2 protein-coding genes are annotated in these 15,804 nt (G+C 76.6%); both read left to right on the top strand.

Features of this window, described 5'->3' with window-relative positions; translation table 11 throughout:
• On the top strand, window positions 1-5,042 hold a 5,042-nt coding region (locus ABD223_RS34300; RefSeq protein WP_344040884.1), incomplete at its 5' end, for an SDR family NAD(P)-dependent oxidoreductase.
• Window positions 5,043-5,081: 39 nt separating this feature from the next.
• Window positions 5,082-15,791 carry an SDR family NAD(P)-dependent oxidoreductase gene (locus tag ABD223_RS34295; RefSeq protein WP_380647004.1) on the top strand — a complete coding sequence of 3,570 codons (10,710 nt, stop codon included), beginning with the start codon at window positions 5,082-5,084 and terminating at the stop codon, window positions 15,789-15,791.
• The last annotated feature ends 13 nt before the right edge of the window (window positions 15,792-15,804 follow it).

Here is a 15,804-nt window from a genome sequence, read left to right as displayed (position 1 = left end):
GGGTCGACTGGTCGTCGGGCGCTGTCCGGGTGTTGACCGAGGCGGTGCCGTGGCCTGAGGTGGGGCGGCCGAGGCGGGCGGCGGTGTCGTCGTTCGGCATCAGCGGGACCAACGCCCACGTGGTGTTGGAGCAGGTTCCGGCGGACGAACCCGCGCCGCTCCGGGAGTCGATCTCGCCGGTGGTGCCGTGGGTGCTGTCGGGCCGTTCGGACGGTGCGGTGCTTGAGCAGGTGGACCGGTTGCGGTCGTGGGTGGAGTCGCATCCGGACGTGTCGTCGGTTGATGTGGCGGCGGGGTTGTTGTCGCGGTCGGTGTTCGGGTCGCGTGCGGTGGTGTGCGGTTCGGCCGAGGTGGTGTCCGGCTCGGTCGTCGCCGGTGGTGTGGCGGTGGTGTTCTCGGGTCAGGGTTCGCAGCGCGTGGGGATGGGTCGGCAGCTCTACAGCTCGTTCCCGGTGTTCGCCCAGGCGGTGGACGAGGTCTGTCGCGAGTGGGGGATGAGCCCGGACGACCTCTGGCGGTTGGTCGGTGACGGTGATCTGTTGCGGGAGACGGGTTCGGCTCAGTTGGCGGTGTTCGCGGTCGAGGTCGGGTTGTTCCGGCTGGTGGAGTCGTGGGGACTGCGGCCGGACTTCGTGGGTGGTCATTCGGTCGGTGAAGTGGTTGCCGCCCATGTGTCCGGGGTGTTGTCGTTGTCGGCTGCGTGTCGGTTGATCGAGGCGCGGGCTCGGTTGATGCAGGCATTGCCGCCTGGTGGCGTGATGGTCGCGGTGGAGGTGTCCGAGGAACGGGCACGTGAGGTCGCGGCCGGTGTTGATGTGGCTGCGGTGAACGGTTCGCGTTCGGTGGTGCTGTCCGGCGCTGAGGACGCGGTGCTGGAGGCGGTCGGGGAGCTGGACTGCCGTCACCGCCGCTTGGACGTGTCACACGCGTTCCACTCGGTGCTGATGGAGCCGATGCTGGACGACTTCGCCGCCACGTTGGCCGGTGTGGAGTTCGGTGGGATCGGCATCCCCCTCGTCTCGATGGTGTCGGGTGGCCTGGCCGGTGACGAGGTCCGCTCGGTCGACTACTGGGTCCGGCACGTGCGCGACTGCGTGCGCTTCGCCGATGGCGTGGACGTCCTGCGGGACAAGGGCGTCACGACGTTCGTGGAGTGCGGTGCGGGCGGGGTCCTGTCCGCCGTGGGCGAAGGGGAGTGGGTGCCCCTGCTCAGGTCCGCCGACGAGGCCGAATCCCTGGTCGAGGGCCTGGCCCGGCTGTGGGTGCGCGGCGTCGGGGTCGAGTGGGGCGCCGTGCTCGGGATCGAGGCGGCCGGCTGCCGTGCCGCCGACCTGCCCACCTACGCCTTCCAGCGGGACCCGTACTGGCTGGACTCCGACGTCGCGCTCGGTGACGTCTCCGCCGCCGGTCTCCTGCCTTCCCCGCACCCGCTGTTGCGGGCCGAGAGCACCGTGCCCGCGAGCGGGGCGACCCTGCTGACCGGGCGGCTGTCGCTGCGCGACCACCCCTGGCTGGCGGACCACGTGGTGGCGGACGCGCTGATCGTGCCGGGCACCGCGTTCCTCGAACTGGCCTGCCACGCCGGGCAGCGGCTGGGCGTCCCGCACGTGCGGGAGCTGACCCTCCAGTCCCCGCTGCCGCTGCCCGAGCGGGGCGGGGTGGCGGTGCAGGTGGTCGTGGACGCGCCGGACGAGCACGGCGCGCGCCGGGTGACCGTGCACTCGCGACCCGAAAGCCCCGAAGACCTCGGGGACCCGGGCGGTCCCGGCGGCCCGGACGCGGCCGGCTGGACGTGCCACGCCACGGGTGCGCTCGTGGCCGATGGACCGGTGGCGCCCACCGAACCCCTGACGTGGCCGCCGCCCGACGCCCACCCGGTGGCCGTGGACTACGAGCGCCTGGCCGACTCGGGCTACGCCTACGGGCCCGCGTTCCAGGGCTTGCGCGAGGTCTGGCAACGGGGCGCGGACCTCTTCGCCCGCGTCGAGCCGGGCCACGGCGCCGCGCCGGACGGGTTCGGGCTGCACCCCGCCCTGCTCGACGCCGCGCTGCACGCGGTCGTCGTGGCCGCCGACCCCGACGCGGTCCGGCTGCCGTTCTCCTGGAGCGACGCCCGCCTGTCGGCCTCCGGCGCGTCGAGCCTGCTGGTGCGGTTGACGCGGACCGGCGCGGACACCGTGTCGGTGACCGCCGTGGACGGCGCGGGCAGCCCGGTGTTCTCGGCCCGCTCGCTGGTCTCCCGTGAAGCGCCCCGGGGCGGGCCGGCCACCGACCTGCCCCTGTACCGCGTGGACTGGGTCCCGCTGCCGCTCGGACCCGCCGGCCCTTCGCGGTGGGGGCGTCTCGACGAACCGCCGGGGGATGCCCCGGTGCTGCTGCCCGTGCGGGCGCGGGGCGAGGGGATCGAGGCCCTGCACGCCTGCGCGACGGCGGTGCTGGAGCAGGTGCGGGCGTTCCTCGCCGATCCCGGGTTCGCCGCCTCCAGGCTGGTGGTGCTGACCGAACGCGCGGTCCCCGTCCACCACGGCGAGGTGCCCGACCCGGTCGCGGCGGCGGTGGTGGGCCTGGTGCGCTCGGCGCAGACCGAGCACCCGGGCCGGCTGCTGCTCGTCGACGTGACGGGCGACGAGGCGGACGACGAGGCCGGGGTCGTGCCCGCCGGGGTCGCGGCAGCCGTCGCGGCGGCGGTCGAGGCCGGTGAACCGCAGGTCGCGGTGCGGGCCGGCGAGGCGGTGGTGCCTCGGTTGACGCGCGCGCCCGCCGACCTGCTGCCGGTGCCCGAGGGGCCGTGGCGGCTGGACGTCGACGCGCCCGGTTCGCTGGACGCCCTGGCCGCCGTCGCCGCCCCGGAGGCGGTGGCCCCGCTGGGGCCCGACGAGGTGCGGGTGGAGGTGCGCGCCGCCGGGGTGAACTTCCGGGACGTGCTCATGGCGCTCGGCGTGTACCCGGGGCGGCCGAGCCTGGGCGCCGAGGGCGCCGGCGTGGTCGTCGAGGTCGGGGCCGGGGTCACCGGCCTGGCGCCGGGCGACCGGGTCCTCGGCCTGCTGACCCGCGGTTTCGGGCCGCTCGCGGTGACCGACCACCGGACCCTCGTACCGATGCCCGACGACTGGTCGTTCGACCGCGCCGCGAGCGTGCCGATGGTGTTCCTCACGGCCCTGTACGGGCTGCGCGACCTCGGCGGGCTGCGCGCCGGGCAGTCGGTGCTGGTGCACGCGGCGGCCGGTGGCGTGGGCATGGCCGCCGTGCAGGTCGCCCGGCACCTGGGCGCCGAGGTGTTCGCCACCGCCGGACCCGGCAAGTGGGACGCCGTGCGCGCGCTCGGCGTCGACGACGCGCACCTCGCCTCCTCCCGGGACACGGGGTTCGCCGACCGGTTCCGGCGGGTCGACGTGGTGCTCAACTCCCTGACCGGCGAGTTCGTCGAGGCGTCGCTGGGGTTGCTGCCGCCCGGCGGCCGGTTCGTCGAGATGGGGCTCGCCGACGTGCGGGACGCCGACGAGGTGGCCGCGCGGCGCCCCGGGGTGTCCTACCGGGCGTTCCAGCTGCTGGAGGCCGGCGTGGACCGCGTCCAGGAGCTGCTGCGGGAACTGATGGCGCTGTTCGAGTCGGGCGCGCTGGCGCCGTTGCCGGTGCGGACCTGGGACGTGCGGCGGGCGCCGGAGGCGTTCCGGTTCATCTCGCAGGCCCGGCACGTGGGCAAGGTCGTGCTGCGGGTGCCGCGCCGACCCGACCCGGACGGCACGGTGCTGGTCACCGGCGCGTCCGGGCGGCTCGGCGGCCTGGTCGCCCGCGACCTCGCCGACCGGGGCACGCGCCACCTGGTGCTGCTGAGCAGGCGGCCCGCGCCCGCGGAGCTGGTGGCCGACCTGGAGCGGGCGGGTGCGGGTGTCACGGTCGTGGCCGCCGACGTGGCCGATCGGGGAGCGGTGCGCGCCGCGCTCGCGGAGGTGCCCGCCGACGCGCCGCTGACCGGTGTCGTCCACGCGGCGGGCGTGCTCGACGACGGGCCGGTCGAATCGATGACGGCCCCGCGCCTGCGCGAGGTGCTGCGGGCCAAGGTGGACGGCGCCTGGCACCTGCACGAGCTGACCCGGGACCGCGACCTGGCGCTGTTCGCGGTGTTCTCCTCCGCGTCCGCAGTGCTCGGCTCGGCCGGGCAGAGCGCCTACAACGCGGCCAACGCCGCCGTCGAAGCCCTGGTCGGCGCACGCCGCGCCGAGGGTTTCGCGGGCCTCGCGCCGGCCTGGGGTCCCTGGGACGCCGAGGGCGGCATGACCGCGCGGCTCGCGGACGCCGACGTGGCGCGGGCGCGGCGCTCGGGCGCGCTGCCGCTGTCGTCGGACGACGGCCTCGCGCTGTGGTCGGCGGCCCTGGAGCGGGACGACCCGGTGATCGTGCCGATCCGGTTGGACGTGGCCGGGTTGCGCCGCGCGCCCGACCTCCCGGCCGTGCTGCGGGCGTTCGCCGGCGCGCGCCCGCCCCGGACGGCCGACAACACCACCGCGTCGCGAAGGCCCCTGGCCGAGCGGCTCGCGGGCCGCGGCGCGGACGAGGCCGAGCACGTGCTGCTCGAACTGGTCCGGGCGGAGGCCGCCGCCGTGCTCGGCCACGCCTCGGCGCACCTGGTCGAGCCGGACGAGGCGTTCCGCGCCCTCGGGTTCGACTCCCTGACCTCGGTGGAGCTGCGCAACCGGCTCCAGACCGCCACCGGGCTCGTGCTGCCCGCGACCGCGGTGTTCGACCACCCCAGTTCCCGCGAACTGGCCGGGTTCCTCGCCGCGGCGCTCGTCGACGCGGACCCCGCGCCGCCACCGGCGCTGGCGGAACTGGACCGGCTGGAGGCCGTGCTGGCCGCGCAGCAGCGCGACGAGGCCGTGGACCGGCAGGTCGCCGAACGGCTCCGCCGCCTGCTCGCGGCGTGGACCGGCACCGGCCGGGCCGACCGCGGCAGCCGGTTCGCCCAAGACGTCGCGGCGGCCGACGCCGACGGGATCCTCGCCCTCGTCGACTCGACCCTCGGCCGCCGCAGCAGGACCTGACCGCACCCCGGGGCCCGCCCCACCCAGCCGGAAGAAGGACTGGTTCTCCCCATGGCGGAAGAAGAAACCCTCCTCCACTACCTCAAGCTCGTCACCGCGGACCTCCACGCCACCCAGGAGCGGCTCCGCGAGGTCGAGGAGGCCGAGCACGAGCCCGTCGCGATCATCGGCATGGCGTGCCGCCTGCCCGGCGGGGTCGGCGCGCCGGAGGACCTCTGGCGGCTGGTCGCCGAGGGCGCGGACGCGATCACCGGCTTCCCCGACGACCGCGGCTGGGACCTCGACCTGCTGTCCGGGATCTCCAGCGTGCGCGAGGGCGGGTTCCTGCCCGGCGCGGACCGGTTCGACGCCGGTTTCTTCGGCATCAGCCCGCGCGAGGCGCTGGCGATGGACCCCCAGCAGCGCCTGCTGCTGGAGACCGGCTGGGAGGCCGTCGAACGCGCGGGCATCGACCCGACCTCGCTGCGCGGTACCCGCACCGGCGTGTTCGTCGGCAGCAACAACCAGGACCACGTGATCGTCCTGGCGAACGCCGGTGAGGACGTCGCCGGCTACGGCGTGACGGGCGCGACGGCGAGCGTGCTCTCCGGCCGCGTCGCCTACTCCCTGGGCCTGAGCGGTCCGGCGCTCACCGTCGACACCGCCTGCTCGTCGTCGCTGGTGTCGATCCACCTGGCGGCGCTCTCGCTGCGCCGGGGCGAGTGCTCGCTGGCGCTGGCGGGCGGCGTGGCGCTGATGGCCACGCCCGCCATGTTCGTGGAGGCGGGCCAGCAGGGCGCGCTGGCCTCGGACGGCCGGTGCCGGGCGTTCGCCGAGGGCGCGGACGGCACCGGCTGGGGTGAGGGCGTCGGCTGGCTGCTGCTGGAGAAGCTGTCCGACGCGCGGCGCAACGGCCACGAGGTGCTGGCGCTGATCACCGGGTCGGCGGTCAACCAGGACGGCGCGTCCAACGGCCTGACCGCGCCGAACGGGCCCGCGCAGCAGCGGGTCGTGCTGGCCGCGCTCGACGACGCGGGCCTCACCCCCGACCAGGTGGACGCCGTGGAGGGGCACGGCACCGGCACCGCGCTGGGCGACCCGATCGAGATCCAGGCGCTCCAGGCCACCTACGGGCGCGGCCGTGCCGCGGACCGGCCGCTGTGGCTGGGGTCGCTGAAGTCGAACATCGGCCACACCCAGGCCGCCGCCGGGGTCGCCGGCGTGATCAAGCTGGTGCTGGCGATGCGGCACGGGCTGCTGCCCCGGACGCTGCACGCGGACCGGCCCACGACCGCGGTGGACTGGTCGGCGGGCGCGGTGCGGGTGCTGCGCGAGCCGACGCCGTGGCCGGTGACGGGCGCGCCCCGCCGCGCGGCCGTGTCCTCCTTCGGCGTCAGCGGCACCAACGCGCACCTGGTCCTGGAGCAGGCCCCCGAGGTCCGGGAACCGGGGGACGGGTCAGACGGCGACGCGGAGCACCAACAGGCCGACGTGCCGGGGCACGACCCCGGGGCGGCCCCGGTCGGACTGCTGCCCTGGGTGGTGTCGGGCCGGACGGAGGGCGCGCTGCGGGAACAGGCCCGGAGGCTGCTGGCCTTCGTCGAGGCCAACCCCGGCGCGACCGCGCTGGACGTCGCCCACTCCCTGATTACCACCCGCACCGCCTTCCGACACCGCGCGGTGGTGCTGGGTGGCGACCGCGGCGAGCTGGTGGCCGGCCTGGCCGCCCTCGCCGCGGGTGAGTCGTCGGCCGCCGTGGTCGAGGGCGTCGCCGAGCACGGCGACAAGGCCGTGTTCGTCTTCCCCGGCTACGGGTCGCAGTGGCCCGGCATGGCGGTGGAGCTGCTCGACGCCGAACCGGTGTTCCGCGAGGAGTTCCTGGCTTGCGAGCGGGCCTTCACGCAGTGGGTCGACTGGTCGCCGACCGACGTGCTGCGCCAGGCGCCCGGCGCGCCGGACCTCGACGGGGTCGACGTGACGCAGGTGGTGCTGTTCGCGGTGACGCTGTCGCTGGCCGCGCTGTGGCGCTCCTACGGCGTGGAGCCCTCCGCCGTCATCGGCCACAGCCAGGGCGAGATCGTGGCGGCGTGCGTGGCCGGCGCGGTGTCGCGCGAGGACGCGGCGCACGTGGTCGCGGTGCGCGCCGCGCTCCAGGAGAGCCTGGGCGGCGCGGGCGCGATGGTGTCGGTCCGCTCGGGCGTCGCCGAGCTGCTGCCGCGCATCGCGCGGTACGGCGACCGGATCTCGGTCGCCGCCGTCAACGGGCCGGCCGCCGTGGTGCTGTCCGGTGAGCGCGAGGCGCTGGACCGGGTGCGCGCCGAGCTGGCCGCCGACGGCATCGGCGTGCGGGACCTGCCCACCGACGTGGCCGGCCACTCGGCGCACATCGACCAGATCCGCGACGACCTGCTCGACGTCCTGACGACGCTGTCCGCGCGGCCGAGCCCGGTGCCGTTCTTCTCGACCGTCACCGGCACCCGCCTGGACACCGCCGACCTGGACGTGGACCACTGGTACCGCAACGTCCGCGACACCGTGCGGTTCGCCGACGGCGCGCGCGCCGTGCTCGACCACGGCTACCGGCTGCTGCTGGAGATCAGCCCCCACCCGGTGCTGGCCATGGGCCTCCAGGACATCGCCGAGCACAGCGGCGTGCCCGCGGTGGTGTGCCCGACGCTGCGGCGCGGCGAAGGCGGCCGGGACCGGTTCGTGCGCGCCTTGGCGCATGCGTACGCGCACGGCGTCCGCGTCGACTTCTCCCCGCTGTTCGCCGGCGCCGCGCCCCGGACCACGACCCTGCCCACCTACGCCTTCCAGCACGACCGGTACCGCCTCCAGCCCGCGCCGCGCGCGACCGACGCCTCGTCGCTCGGCCTGGCGCCGGGGCGGCACCCGCTGGTGGACGCGGAGACCGCGCTGCCCGGCGCGGACGGCGTGCTGCTGACGAGCAGGCTGTCCCGGCGGACCCACCCGTGGCTGGCCGAGCACGCCGTGTTCGGCGCCGCGCTCGTGCCCGGCACCGCCTACCTGGAGCTGGCGTTCCGCGCGGGCGACCTGGTCGGCGCGGGCTCCGTGGACGAGCTGACCGTGCAGGCCCCGCTGCTGCTGCCCGAGCACGGCGGCGTCTCGGTGCAGGTGTTCGTCGGCGGGCCGCACGACGGGCGGCGGTCGATCGCGATCTACTCCCGGCCCGACGACCAGGCCGACGACCGGACCGACGGCGGCCGGGCCGGTGAGCCGTGGACGTGCCACGCGACCGGCCGGCTGGGCGCCGGGTCCGACCGGCCCGAGGCGGACCTGCGGCAGTGGCCGCCCACCCGGGCGCGGTCGGTTGACCTGGACGGCCTCTACGAGCGGCTGGCGGACGAGGGCTTCGGCTACGGCCCGCTGTTCCAGGGGCTGCGGGCGGTGTGGCGGCGGGGCGACGAGGTCTTCGCCGAGGTGGAGCTGCCGGAGCCGGGTCACGCGGACGTCGGCGGGTTCGGGCTCCACCCGGCCCTGCTGGACGCGGCGTTCCACGCCCTGCTCGCGGTGTCCGCCGACGAGGACCGGCCACCCGCGATGCTGTTCTCCTGGTCCGACGCGCGCCTGCTCGCGGCCGGTGCGACCCGGCTGCGGGTGCGGCTGGCGCTGCGCGCCGACGGCTCCCTGTCGCTGCTGGCCGCCGACCAGGGCGGCGATCCCGTCGTCACCGCCGGGACCGTGCTCGTGCGCGAGGTGGACCCGACCGCGCACCGCCGGGCCGCGGCGCCCCGCCGGTCGCTGCTGCGGCCGGACCGGGAACCCCTGGCCCTCGGGCACGCCGAACCCGTGGCGGCCCCGGTCGTGCGCGAGCGGGCCGAGCTGTCGGAGTTCCTGGTGGACGGCGAACCGCCGGTGCTGGTGCTCCAGGTGGGCCCGGCCGGGACGGCGGAGGCGGCCACCGCGGAGGTGACCGCGTTCGTCGACGACTGGCTGGCCGGCGCGCGCACCGGACGCCTGGTCGTCCTCACCACGGACGCCACCGCGCCCGCGCCCGACCCCGCCCACGCCGCCGTGGGCGGCCTGATGCGCTCGGTGCAGGCGCGGCACCCCGACCGCGTGCTCCTGGTGGACACCGACGGGGCGGCGGAGTCGTTCGACGCGCTGCCCGACGTGCTCGGCGCGGCCTTCGCGGCCGGTGAGCCGGTGGTCTCCGTGCACGGTGGCGCGGCGTCGGTCCCGCGCTTGGTCCGGGTCCCCGCCGGGCTCGACACCGCCGGGCTCGACACCGCCGGGCCGGATGCCGCCGGACTCGACACCGCCGGGCCGGCTGCCGCGGGTCCGAGCACCACCGCGCCGTGGGCCGGCACCGTGCTGGTGTGCGGCCCGCCCACCCCGGTCACCGCGCCGCTGGTGGCGCACCTGCTCGACCGCGGCGCGCGGCGCGTCGTGCTGGCCGGCCCCGGCGCGGCGGCCGTCGACCTGCCCGGCGAGGTGGTCGCCGTCGACTGGGACCCCGCCACCGCCGACGCGCCCGCGCTCGACGACCTGCTGGCCGACCTGCCCGCCGACGCCCCGCTCACCGCCGTGCTGCACGTGCCCGGCGACGACACCGCTCCCGGCGCACCGGCCGCCCTGGACGCGGCGACCCGCGACCGGGACCTGTCGGCGTTCGTGCTGTTCTCCTCCACCGCGGGCCTGCTCGGCGCTCCGGGTGACGGCGTGGCGGACGCGGTCGCCGAGGCCGTGGTCCGCGGTCGCCGGGCCGCCGGGTCGCCCGCCCTCGTGCTGGCCTGGGACCCGGACGGGCCCCCGGTCGGGGACGAGCTGGTCCTGCTCGACGCGGCCGTGCTCGGCGCGGAACCGGTCCTGGTCGCGATGCGGCCCGTGCCGCGCGGCGACGTGCCGCCCCTGCTCCGCAACCTCGTCACCGCCCCGAACCGCCGCACGGTCGACGTGGCCGCGTCGGGCGCGGCGACCGGGCTGGCGCGGCGGCTGGCCGGGCTGCCCGCGGCCGAGCGCACCAGGGCCCTGGTGGACCTGGTGCGCACCGAGGCCGCCGTCGTGCTCGGCTACGCCGACGCCGCCGCGGTGCCGCCGCGGCAGCCGTTCCGCGAACTCGGGTTCGCCTCGATCACCGCCGTGGAGCTGCGCAACCGCCTGCGGGCCGCGACCGGCCTGCCGCTGCCCGCGACGCTGGTGTTCGACTACCCGTCGGCGGGCGCGCTCGGCGAGCGCCTGCGGGCGCTGCTGGACGGCGCGGACCTCCCCGCCGCGCGCGAACCCGCGGCGCCCGGCGCGGCCGACGAGCCGATCGCGATCGTCGGCATGGCCTGCCGACTGCCCGGTGACGTCCACTCGCCGGAGGACCTGTGGCGGCTGGTGGCCGACGAGGTCGACGCCGTCACCGACCTGCCCGCCGATCGGGGCTGGGACGTCGCCGCGCTGTACGACCCGGAGCGCGGCCGGCCCGACACCTCCTACGTCCGCACGGGCGGCTTCGTGCGCGGGGCGGGCCTGTTCGACGCGGGCTTCTTCGGCATCAACCCGCGCGAGGCGCTGGCCATGGACCCGCAGCAGCGGCTGCTGCTGGAGACCGCGTGGGAGGCGTTCGAGCGGGCCGGCCTCGACCCGGCCGCCGTGCGGGGCGCCGACGCCGGCGTGTTCGTCGGCAGCAACGGCCAGGACCACGCGCTGGTCCTCGCCGCCAGCTCCGACGACCTGGCGGGCTACCGCGCCACCGGGGTCGGCGCGAGCGTGATGTCCGGCCGCGTCGCCTACGCCTTCGGCCTGGAGGGCCCGGCGATGACCGTGGACACGGCGTGCTCGTCGTCGCTGGTGGCGCTGCACCTGGCGGCCGAGTCGCTGCGCCGCGGCGAGTGCTCGATGGCGCTGGCCGGCGGCTGCTCGATCCTGTCGACGCCGACCCAGTTCGTCGAGTTCAGCAAGCAGGGCGCGTTGTCGGCCGACGGCCGCTCCAAGGCCTACTCGGCCGCCGCGGACGGCTTCGCCGTCGCCGAGGGCGTCGGTTGGGTGCTGCTGGAGCGGTTGTCGGACGCGGTGCGTCATGGTCGTCGGGTGTTGGCGGTGGTGCGTGGGTCGGCGGTGAACCAGGATGGTGCGTCGAATGGTTTGACGGCGCCGAATGGTCCGTCGCAGCAGCGGGTGATCCGTGCGGCGTTGGCTGGTGCGGGGTTGTCGTCGGCTGATGTGGATGTCGTGGAAGGTCATGGCACGGGCACGGCGTTGGGTGATCCGATCGAGGCCCAGGCGTTGTTGGCCACCTACGGGCAAGAGCGTGAGACCCCGCTCTGGCTCGGGTCGATCAAGTCGAACATCGGTCACGCGCAGGCCGCCGCGGGTGTGGCGGGTGTGATCAAGATGGTGATGGCGTTGCGGCAGGGGGTCCTGCCCCGCACCCTGCACGTCGACGAGCCGACACCGCAGGTGGACTGGTCCTCCGGCGCGGTGGAGGTGCTGCGCGAGTCCCGGTCGTGGCCGGAGACCGGCAGGCCGCGCCGGGCCGCCGTGTCCTCCTTCGGCATCAGCGGCACGAACGCGCACGTCATCCTGGAACAAGCCGAGGGGGCGACCGACACCGGTCCCACGCCATCGGAGCCGATCGCGGTGCCGTGGGTGTTGTCGGCTCGCACGGAGCAGGCGTTGCGGGCCCAGGCGGCGCGGTTGCTGGAGTTCGTCGGGAACGACCCTGATCTGTCCACAGTGGACATCGGGTATTCGCTCGTGGCGACCAGGTCCGTCCTCGACCACCGGGCCGTGGTGGTGGGTCGGGACCGGGACGAGCTGGTGCGCGGGTTGACGGCGCTGGCGGGGGGTTCGGCCGCGGCGAACGTGGTGTCGGGTCGGGCGGGTTCGGACGACCGGGTGGTGTTCGTGTTCCCGGGTCAGGGTTCGCAGTGGGTCGGCATGGCGGCCGGGTTGCTGGACACCGAGCCGGTGTTCGCGGAGGAGTTCGCCGCCTGCTCCGCCGCGCTGCGGGAGTGGGTGGACTGGTCGCCCGAGGAGGTGCTCAGGGGCGTCGAGGGCGCGCCGGGCATGGACCGGGTGGACGTGGTGCAGCCGGTGCTGTTCGCGGTGATGGTGTCGTTGGCCGCGTTGTGGCGCTCCTACGGCGTGGAGCCCTCGGCCGTCATCGGCCACAGCCAGGGCGAGATCGCGGCGGCCTGCGCCATCGGCGCGCTGTCCCGCGCGGACGCCGCGAAGGTCGTCGCGTTGCGCAGCCGCGCCCTGGTCAGGATCGCCGGCCTGGGCGGGATGATGTCGGTGCGGCTGGGGCACGACGAGCTGCTGCCGCAGTTGGAGCCGTGGGGTGACCGGATCTCGGTCGCGGCGGTGAACGGCCCGCAGGCCGTGGTGGTCTCCGGCGAACCCGACGCCCTCGACGAGCTCCAGCGGCACCTGACCGACCAGGACGTCACCGCCCGCCGCATCCCGGTGGACTACGCCGCCCACTCCGCGCAGGTGGACCTGATCCGCGACGAGCTGCTGACCGTGCTCGCCGACGTCGTCTCCACCGCCGTGGACACGCCCTTCTTCTCCTGCGTCGCGGGTGACCGGCGCGGCACCGACGACCTCGACGCCGACTACTGGCACCGGAACCTGCGCGACACCGTGCTGTTCGACCGGGCGGCCCTGGCGGCGCTCACCGCGGGCCACCGGCTGGTGCTGGAGGCCAGCCCGCACCCCGTGCTCGTGATGTCCGTGCAGGACGTGGCGGACGCCGCCGGCGTGGACGCCGCGACCTGGGGCACGCTGCGGCGCGACGACGGCGGCGCGGACCGCGTGCTGCTGTCGCTGGCGGAGGCCCACGTGCACGGCGCGGCGGTCGACTGGACGCCGGTGTTCGCCGGCGCGCGCGTCGCGGACCTGCCGACCTACGCGTTCCAGCACGAGCGGTACTGGCCCGCCCCGGCCGCCGCGAGCGCCGACGCCGCCTCGATGGGCCTGGTCGGCGCGGGGCACCCGATGCTGGGCGCGGAAATCCCGCTGCCGGACTCGGGTGAGCTGGTGCTGACCGGCCGGATCTCCCTGCCGACGCACCCGTGGCTGGCCGACCACGTCGTGTCCGACATGACGATCGTGCCCGGCACGGCGTTCGTGGAGCTGGCGTTCCGGGCCGCCGCGCAGGTCGGCTGCGACCGGGTCGAGGAGCTGACCGTCCAGGCGCCGCTGCTGCTCGACGAGCGGGGCGCGTTCGCGGTGCAGGTCGTCATCGCGGCGCCCCTGGACGACGGCCAGCGCCGGGTGACCGTCTACGCGCGACCGGTGCCGACCGGTGACGAGCTGGAGGACGAGGACTGGACCTGCCACGCGACCGGCTGGCTGGCCCCGGCGGCCGGCGAGCCCGACGTCGGCGCGCTGGCGGTGTGGCCGCCGGTGGACGCGCGGGCGGTGACCGCCGAGGAGGTCTACCGGCAGCTCGTGGCCGCCGGCTACGGCTACGGGCCGATCTTCCAGGGGCTGCGCGCGGTGTGGGTGCGGGGCCGCGAGGTGTTCGCGGAGGTGTCGCTGCCCGCCGAGGCGAGCGGCGACGCGGGCGCGTTCGGCCTGCACCCGGCGTTGTTCGACGCCGCGTTCCACGCCCTGATCGCGGGGCAGCCGCGCACCGACGACCAGCCGCTGCGGCTGCCGTTCGCCTGGACGGGCGTGCGGCTGTTCGCGGAGGGCTCGCGGGCGATGCGCGTGCGGATGGACCTGACCAGCGAGGAGACGGTGTCGGTCACGGCCGTCGACGAGCTGGGCCGCCCGGTCGTCGCGGTGGACTCGCTGCTGGTGCGGGAGATCGCCGCCGCACCGACCGCGGCCGCCGCGGGCGGGCACCACCGGGGCCTGTTCCGGCTGGGCTGGGAGCCGCTGGCGGTGACCGCCCCCGAACCCGCGACCGAGCGCTGGGCCGTGGTCGCGGACCGGCCCGTGCCCGGCCTCGGGTCGGCGCGGTGGTTCCCCTCCTGGTCGGACCTCGCCGACGACGGCGAACCGGTCGACGTGGTGGTGCTGCCCGTCGCCGCCACCGGGGACGGCGACGTGCCCGGCGCGGTGCGCGAGGTGCTGGCACGCGTGCTCGGCGACGTCCAGCGGTGGCTGGCCGACGAGCGCTTCGCCACCGGCCGCCTGGTGGTGCTGACCCGGCGCGCCGTGACCGCGCCGGGCGACGGCGCGCCCGACGCGGCCCAGGCGTCGGTGTGGGGCCTGCTGCGCTCGGCGCAGTCGGAGAACCCGGACCGCGTCGTGCTCGTCGACCTCGACGGGGAACCCACTGCGGACTTGCCTCGCCTTGACGGGGAACCCGCCGCGGACCTGCCCCGCGTGGTGGCCGCCGCGACGGCCGCGGGCGAGCCGCAGGTCGCGGTGCGCGGCGCCGCCGCCTCGGTGGCCAGGCTGGCCCGGGTGCCCGCCGCGCCCGCCGAACCCGCGCGGTCGCCCGACCCCGACGGGACGGTGGTGGTGACGGGCGCGTCCGGGATGCTGGCCGGGCACGTCGCCCGCCACCTGGCCGCCGGCGGCGCGCGGCGCCTGCTGCTCGTCAGCCGGCGCGGCCACGACGCGCCGACCACGCCCCGGCTCGTCGCGGACCTCGCCGACCTGGGCGCCGAGGCCACCGTGGCGGCCTGCGACGTAGCCGACCGGGAGGCGCTGGCCGCCGTGCTGGCCGCGGTGCCCGCCGAACACCCGGTCACCGCCGTCGTCCACACGGCCGGCCTGCTGGACGACGGCGTGCTCGGCTCCCTGACGCCCGAGCGGGTCGACGCCGTGCTGCGGCCGAAGGTCGACGCGGTGTGGCACCTGCACGAGCTGACGCTGGACCTGGACCTCGCCGCGTTCGCGGTCTTCTCCTCGGCGGCGGGCACGCTGGGCGGCGGCGGCCAGGGCGCCTACGCCGCCGCGAACGCCTGGCTCGACGCCTTCGCCGCGCACCGCCACGCGCTCGGCCTGCCCGCCGTGTCGCTGGCGTGGGGCATGTGGGCGGACAGCGCCGACCCGGACGCGCCGGGCATGGCCGGGCACCTCGGCGCGGCCGACCGCGGCCGGGTGAACCGGGGCGGCCTGCGGCCGATGGGCTTCGAGCAGGGCATGGCCGTGTTCGACACCTGCCTCGGCCTGGACCTGCCCGCCGTGCTGCCGATGCGGCTGGACGTCGCGGCGCTGCGCGCGCCGGACGGCGCCGTGCCGGCCCTGCTGCGCGGCCTGGTCCGAACCCCGGCCCGGCGGCGAGCCGACGCGGCGCCGCCACCGGCGTCCGGGCTGGTCGACCGCCTCACCGCGATGTCGCCCGCCGAACGGGGCCGGTTCCTGGTCGAGGTGGTCCGCGAGCAGGCCGCCGCGGTGCTCGGCCACGCCTCCGCCCGGCAGGTGCCCACCGACGAGGCGTTCCGCGACCTCGGGTTCGACTCGCTGACCGCCGTGGAGCTGCGCAACCGGCTGAAGGTCGCCACCGGGCTCACCCTGCCCGCGACGCTGGTCTTCGACCACCCCACCCCGCGGGCGCTGGCGGACTTCCTGCTGGCGGAGCTGGCGCCCGGCGGTGGCGGCGCGCGGGCGCTGCCGGCGCAGGCCGAGTTCGACCGCCTGGAGGCCGCCCTCGCCGCGATCCCGCAGCAGGAGGCGACCGGGGGACAGGTGGCGGAGCGCCTGCGCGCCCTGCTGGACCGGTGGACGCGCGGTCGGCGCGCGGCGGAGCTGACCGCCGCACCGGCCGCCGGCGCCGGCGGGAGGACCGACCTCGGCGCCGCGTCGACCGACGAGATCTTCGCCTTCATCGACAACGAGTTGGGGCGCAGCCGCGCCTGATCGCCCCGTCGAC

This window comes from Saccharothrix xinjiangensis, from assembly GCF_039527585.1.
Taxonomy (GTDB): domain Bacteria; phylum Actinomycetota; class Actinomycetes; order Mycobacteriales; family Pseudonocardiaceae; genus Actinosynnema; species Actinosynnema xinjiangensis.
The sequence above is the reverse complement of the archived record's forward strand: the minus strand, read 5'-3'. Positions and strand labels throughout refer to the sequence as shown.